The sequence below is a fragment of the Phenylobacterium sp. genome (genome assembly GCF_031181185.1).
Taxonomy (GTDB): Bacteria; Pseudomonadota; Alphaproteobacteria; order Caulobacterales; family Caulobacteraceae; genus Phenylobacterium.
Genome location: NZ_JAPSKZ010000217.1, coordinates 1 through 5,395 on the forward strand (window position 1 = coordinate 1; position 5,395 = coordinate 5,395).

Genomic DNA, 5,395 nt, shown 5'->3' on the forward strand with positions numbered 1-5,395 from the left:
CGCCGCCTATCTGAAGGGCCGCACCGGCCGCATGCCGACCGCCGGCGAGCTCTACGCCGCCCACTTCCTGGGGCCCCAGGGCTCGGCCAAGCTGATCGAGGCGATGCAGTCCAGGCCCGGCGCCTCGGCCGCCGCCCTGTTTCCGGACGCCGCCCAGGCCAACCGGTCGATCTTCTATCGGGACGGCCGCGCGGCCACGGTTTCGGAGGTCTATGCCAACCTCACGCGCACGGCCGGCGACCACCAGGTGACCTCGGGCCAGAAGGCGGCCGACGAGGACGGCGGCTTCATCCAGTACGCCTCGGCGCGCCGGCTTTCGCGCCAGCGCGAGGAGGAGGCGCTGATCGCCTTGATTCTGAAGGGGTCGCAGCCCAACGACCAGCTGGGCGTCGGCAGCCGGCTCACCGGCTCCCTGTTCACGTCCGAGATGCTGAAACTGCTCTCCGACAACCGCGACGGCGACTAGCCGCGGTTCAGGCGTGCGCGCGCAGCCGATCGTCCGAGTGGTCTTCCGAACAGGCCTTGCCCGCAGGCTTGGCCTTGGTCGCAGGCTTCTTCGGCGCGGCCTTCGCCGCTGCCTCGGCTTCGGCGCCTTCCGCCAGCCCGATCAGCTTGGCGGCGATCCGCAGGTAGTCGTCGATGATCGCCGGGCAGTCGCACTCGTCGGCGAGGCGATAGGTGCCTTCCGCCAGGGCGCGAAGCCGTTGGGCGCGCTCGGCCGCGCTACGGTGGGGTTGCGATGAAGCCATGACGCATTATCCCTCCGCGGACCCTGAGTGAACATCGTTCAGTGGCCCATTTTGAGCCTCAGGCGGCTGTTTCGGAGCGCAAACCAGCCCGCCCGCGTTGGGTTCGCCGACACCGCTCGGCAGAGGTTTCATCGGCATGGCGCAGCGCTGGCCCGAACGCTTGTGGATCGTCCGGCACGGACAGAGTCTGGGCAACGTCGCGCGCGATCTCGCCGAGGCCGGTCAGCTCCCGCGCATCGACATCGCCCACCGCGATATGGACGTGCCGCTGTCGCCGCTGGGCCGCCAGCAGGCCTGCGCCCTGGGCTCCTGGTTCGCTGAGCTGCCTGAGACGGAGCGTCCGCAGGTCGTGCTGACTTCGCCCTACGTCCGCGCTCGGGAGACCGCCGACATCATGCGCGACTGCGGCGGCTTCTCGCCCGACGCCAAGCGGCCGACGCCGGACGAGCGGCTGCGCGAGAAGGAGTTCGGCGTCCTCGACCGCCTGACCCGCACCGGCATCGAAACGCACTTCCCCGATCAGGCCGAATTCCGTCGGCTGCTGGGAAAGTTCTATCACCGCCCGCCCGGCGGCGAGAGTTGGTGCGATGTGATCCTGCGCCTGCGCAGCGCCGTCGACAGCCTCTCTCTGCACCACGCCGGCGAGCGGGTGCTGATCGTCAGCCACCAGGTCGTGGTGCTGTGCCTGCGCTACCTCTTGGAGGAGATGACCGAGGAGCAGATCCTGGCCATCGACCGGCAGGGCGACGTCGCCAACTGCTCGGTCACCGAATACCGCCTCGATCCGGCCGACGGCCCCAACGGCTGCCTGAAGCTCACGCGCTACAACGTCACCGCGCCGCTGGAGCGCGAGGGTGCGCCGGTCACGCGCGAGCCCGACGCCGCGGTGGCCGCCCGATGAGCCTCGTCGAGCTCACGCCCGAGACCCTGCGCGCCTGGCCCCTGCCGCCCCTCCCGCCGGAGGCCGACAAGGAAGACCGCGGCCGCGTGCTGGTCGCCGGCGGCGGCGCCCAGGTGGCCGGCGCCGTGCTGCTGGCCGCCATCGCCGCCCTGCGCGCCGGGGCGGGGAAGCTGCAGGTGGCCGCGCCCGCCTCCTTCGCCACCCATCTCGCCCTAGCCCTGCCCGAAGGCCTGGTCTTCCCGCTGGCCGAGACGCCCGACGGCGAGCTCGCCGCCGAGGCCGCCGATGTGCTGTGCGAGGCGGTGCGCCGCGCCGACGCCCTGGTGATCGGTCCGGGTCTGCTGGACAGCGAAGCGGCCGGCGAGCTCGCCCTGCGTCTGATGCAGCCCAACGGGCCGCCGATGGTGGCCGATGCCGCCGCCATGCCCGCCCTGGCCCAGGCGCCTGAACGCGCGCGCCGCCACGCCGGGCGGCTGGTGCTGACGCCGCACGCCGGCGAAATGGCCAGCCTCATCGGCCGCAGCAAGGAGGAGGTCCAGGCCCAGCCACTGGAGGCGGCCCGCACCCTGGCCGCCGAGCTCCAGGCGGTGGTCGCCCTGAAGGGAGCCGAGACCTTCATCGTCTCGCCGGACGGCCGGGCCTGGCGCAACGTCGGCGGCTGTCCGGGCCTCGCCACCTCCGGTTCGGGCGACGTGCTCGCGGGGATCATCGGTGGTTTCCTGGCCCGCGGCGCGCCGGCCGCCCAGGCGGCCTGCTGGGGCTCGTTCGTGCATGGCGCCAGCGGACGCCGGCTCGCCCGCCGCATCGCGCCCCTTGGCTTTCTGGCCCGGGAGCTGCTGGACGAGATCGCCCCCGCCACGGCCGAGCTGCAACGCGCTGCGGCGTGACGTTTCCGCGGACACACGGATGACAACCTCGTGGCGAAGGTTGCAAAACGCCCATATCTGAACGCAAGCGGGGCCGGGCGGCCCCTTAGGGCCGCACGATGACGTCGTTCTACAACCTGCTCGCCAACAACCTCGTGGCGAACATCACCAACTATACGGTCTGGTTCGCGATCACCTTCTGGACCTACCTGGAGACCCGCTCGGTCTTCGCCACCGGCATGATCGCCGGCATCTACCTGGTCCTGACGGCGGGCCTCGGCATCTGGTTCGGCAGCCTCGTGGACCATCACCGCAAGAAGCTGGTGATGCTGGGGTCCAGCGCCGTCTCGCTCGTCTTTTACGCGCTCTCGCTCGGCCTGCACGAAATGTCCTCCGCGGCGAGCCTGCGCGACGTCTCGAGCGTGCGGCTGTGGGTTTTCATCGGCCTGGTGATGCTGGGCATGATCGCGGGCAATATCCGCGCCATCGCCCTGCCGACCCTCGTCACCGCCCTAGTGCCGGAAGATCGACGCGACAAGGCGAACGGCCTCGTCGGCATGGTCACGGGCGTCGGCTTCCTGACCACGTCGGTGATCAGCGGCTTCCTGGTCGCCTCGGGCGGCATGCGCCTGACGCTGCTGCTGGCCATCGTCTCCACCGTTGCGGCGCTGCTGCACCTGGCCCTCGTGCGGGTCGACGAGCCTCGGAACGAGGCTGCGCCCGACGCGCCGCGGGAACCACGGCGGGTGGATCTGCGCGGCACGCTGCGGGTCGTAGGGGCCGTGCCTGGCCTCTTCGCCCTGATCCTGTTCGCCAGCTTCAACAACTTCCTGGGCGGCATCTTCATGGCGCTGATGGACGCCTACGGCCTGTCGCTGGTCTCGGTGCAAGCCTGGGGCCTGCTGTGGGGCGTGCTCTCGACGGCCTTCATCATCTCGGGCCTGGTCATCGCCCGCACGGGCCTGGGCGCCAATCCGCTGCGCACGCTGCTGACCGTGAACCTGATCATGTGGGCGGTGTGCTGCGTCTTCACGCTGCAGGCCTCCATCCTCCTGCTGGCCGCGGGCTGCTTCATCTGGATGTTCCTCGGCCCCTATGCCGAGGCGGCCGAGCACACCACGCTGCAGAAGGTGGTGCCCTTCGAGCGCCAGGGCCGCGTCTTCGGCTTCGCTCAGTCGGTGGAGCAGGCGGCCTCGCCCCTGACCGCCTTCCTGATGGGTCCGCTCACCCAGTTCGTCGTCATCCCGTTCATGACAGACGGCTGGGGCGCCGCCGCCATCGGCGACTGGTTCGGACGCGGTTCCGACCGCGGCATCGCCCTGGTCTTCACCCTGGCGGGCGTGGTGGGCGTGCTGGCGACGATCTACGCTCTGAACTCGCGCTACTACCGCGACCTCAGCGCCGCCTACGCGCGGGCGCCCGCGCCGGCGGCCTGAGCCTCCTGCTCGGCGGCGCGCGCTTCCAGCTTGCGCCAGTCGTGGGCGAAGCGGATCAGGGCGTTGCGCTCGGCCGGAACCACTGTTTCGCGCGCCAGCCGTTCGGCTTCTTCGGCGGTCTTCCGCAGTCGTTGGGACATCGTCATGGCCGCCTCCAACCAGCGGCGCGCCGCGGTGGTTTCCGGCGCTAGCAATTGAGGGTTTTCAGGCCGCCGCGCCGCTCGCCAGCATGGCCTCGACCTCGGCCTCCCCGTAGCCCAGTTCCGCCAGCACCTCGCGGGTGTGCTCGCCCAGCTTCGGCGAGGCCGGCCGGCGCTCGGCGTCGGCGCCGGGGAAGCGGGCAGGGGCGGCGATGGAGCGGAACGTACCGCCTTCGCCGTCCTCGATCTCGACGAAGGCCCCGGCCGCGGCCACCTGGGGGTCGGCGGCGACGTCGGCGGGCGTCTGCACCGGCGCCCAGACCAGGTCGGCTTCGTCCAGCCGCCGGGCGATCTCGTCGAAGGGCAGGGCGGCGAACGCGCGGTCGAACTCTTCCGTCAGGGCCTTGGCGTTCTCGCGCCGCGCCTTGCCGGTGGCGAAGCGGGGATCGTCTACCAGCTCCGGCCGTCCGGCCGCCTGGCAGAACGCCTGCCAGCCGCCGCCCGAGCCGCGCGGATTGTGGACGAACCAGCGGCCGTCGGCGCTCTTGTAAAGGTTGGCGATGGCGTTGATCGGATTGTCCCGGGTCCTCGCCGAGGCCAACCGGCCGAACTTCAGCTGCACCGCCAGATCCGAGCTCATCACATAGACGCCGGTGGCCAGCAGCGAGGTCTGCACCAGCCGCCCTTCGCCGGTCCGCTCGCGCTCGTACAGCGCCGCCAGGATCGCTGACACCGTCGCCAGCGAGGTGGTGTGGTCGCCCACGCCCGAGCGCAGCAGGAACGGGTCCATGCCCTTCGGCGCCGTCATCGCCGCGACCCCGGCCCGCGCCCAGAAGGCGGTGACGTCGAAGCCGGGCTTGTGGGCGTCCGGGCCGTCCAGGCCGTAGCCGGTGATCACGGCATAGACGAGCCGGCGGTTGGCGGCGCGTAGGCTGTCGGCGTCCAGGCCGTATTTCTTCAGCGACGCCGGCCGCACGTTGGTCAGGAAGACGTCCGCCTGTCCCGCCAGTCGGGCCAGGGCCTCGCGGCCCTCCGGCTTGGTGATGTCGAGGACCATCCCGCGCTTGCCGCGGTTATCCACGTCGAAGGTGGGATTCGCGCCCAGGTCCGTCTTCAGGTCGCCGAAGATGTGGCGCATGGCGTCGCCCTCGGGGCGTTCCACCTTGATCACGTCCGCGCCCCAGTCGCCCAGGATCGCCGCGGTGCCTGGCCCGGCGATGTAGGCGGTGAAGTCGACGACCTTCAGGCCCTTCAGCAGCACGCGTCCCTCCCGGTGTTTTCCGGGAGTTTAAACAGGCGTTGG

6 protein-coding genes and 1 pseudogene are annotated in these 5,395 nt (G+C 71.0%); 4 read left to right on the top strand and 3 right to left on the bottom strand.

The features are described from left to right. Positions 1–466, top strand: a pseudogene (locus RIF93_RS18315) (lytic transglycosylase domain-containing protein); the annotation flags it as partial. A gap of 7 nt (positions 467–473) precedes the next feature. Here RIF93_RS18315 and RIF93_RS18320 read toward each other — a convergent pair. Beyond that, positions 474–749, bottom strand: a complete 276-nt coding sequence (locus RIF93_RS18320) for a hypothetical protein (RefSeq protein ID WP_309092889.1) — start codon at positions 747–749, stop codon at positions 474–476. A 136-nt stretch (positions 750–885) separates the two neighbouring features. Here RIF93_RS18320 and RIF93_RS18325 point away from each other — a divergent pair, with 136 nt between their 5' ends. The 3 genes from RIF93_RS18325 (at position 886) to RIF93_RS18335 (ending at position 3,952) form a co-directional block, all read left to right on the top strand. After that, a complete protein-coding gene (locus RIF93_RS18325; RefSeq protein ID WP_309092890.1) occupies positions 886–1,650 on the top strand; it encodes a histidine phosphatase family protein in 765 nt (254 codons plus the stop codon). Further along, the gene (locus RIF93_RS18330; protein WP_309092891.1) at positions 1,647–2,537 is read left to right on the top strand and encodes an NAD(P)H-hydrate dehydratase; all 891 of its coding nucleotides are present in this window, start codon (positions 1,647–1,649) and stop codon (positions 2,535–2,537) included. Before RIF93_RS18325 ends, RIF93_RS18330 begins: the two co-directional genes overlap by 4 nt. Before the next feature lie 98 nt (positions 2,538–2,635). Then, positions 2,636–3,952 carry an MFS transporter gene (locus RIF93_RS18335; protein WP_309092892.1) on the top strand — a complete coding sequence of 439 codons (1,317 nt, stop codon included), beginning with the start codon at positions 2,636–2,638 and terminating at the stop codon, positions 3,950–3,952. Here the strand turns inward: RIF93_RS18335 and RIF93_RS18340 are convergent. Beyond that, on the bottom strand, positions 3,922–4,098 hold the full coding sequence (locus RIF93_RS18340) for a hypothetical protein (protein WP_309092893.1): 177 nt from the start codon (positions 4,096–4,098) through the stop codon (positions 3,922–3,924). The two genes, RIF93_RS18335 and RIF93_RS18340, sit on opposite strands and share 31 nt — an antisense overlap. A 58-nt stretch (positions 4,099–4,156) precedes the next feature. Further along, entirely contained in the window at positions 4,157–5,353 is a 1,197-nt protein-coding gene (locus RIF93_RS18345) for a CoA transferase (protein WP_309092894.1), read from the bottom strand. Between the last annotated feature and the right edge of the window lie 42 nt (positions 5,354–5,395).

Bases quoted from the DNA above. Each gene is read 5' to 3' on its own strand.
- RIF93_RS18320 (WP_309092889.1), bottom strand. From the start codon at position 749: ATGGCTTCATCGCAACCCCACCGTAGCGCGGCCGAGCGCGCCCAACGG.
- RIF93_RS18325 (WP_309092890.1), top strand. From the start codon at position 886: ATGGCGCAGCGCTGGCCCGAACGCTTGTGGATCGTCCGGCACGGACAG.
- RIF93_RS18330 (WP_309092891.1), top strand. From the start codon at position 1,647: ATGAGCCTCGTCGAGCTCACGCCCGAGACCCTGCGCGCCTGGCCCCTG.
- RIF93_RS18335 (WP_309092892.1), top strand. From the start codon at position 2,636: ATGACGTCGTTCTACAACCTGCTCGCCAACAACCTCGTGGCGAACATC.
- RIF93_RS18340 (WP_309092893.1), bottom strand. From the start codon at position 4,098: ATGACGATGTCCCAACGACTGCGGAAGACCGCCGAAGAAGCCGAACGG.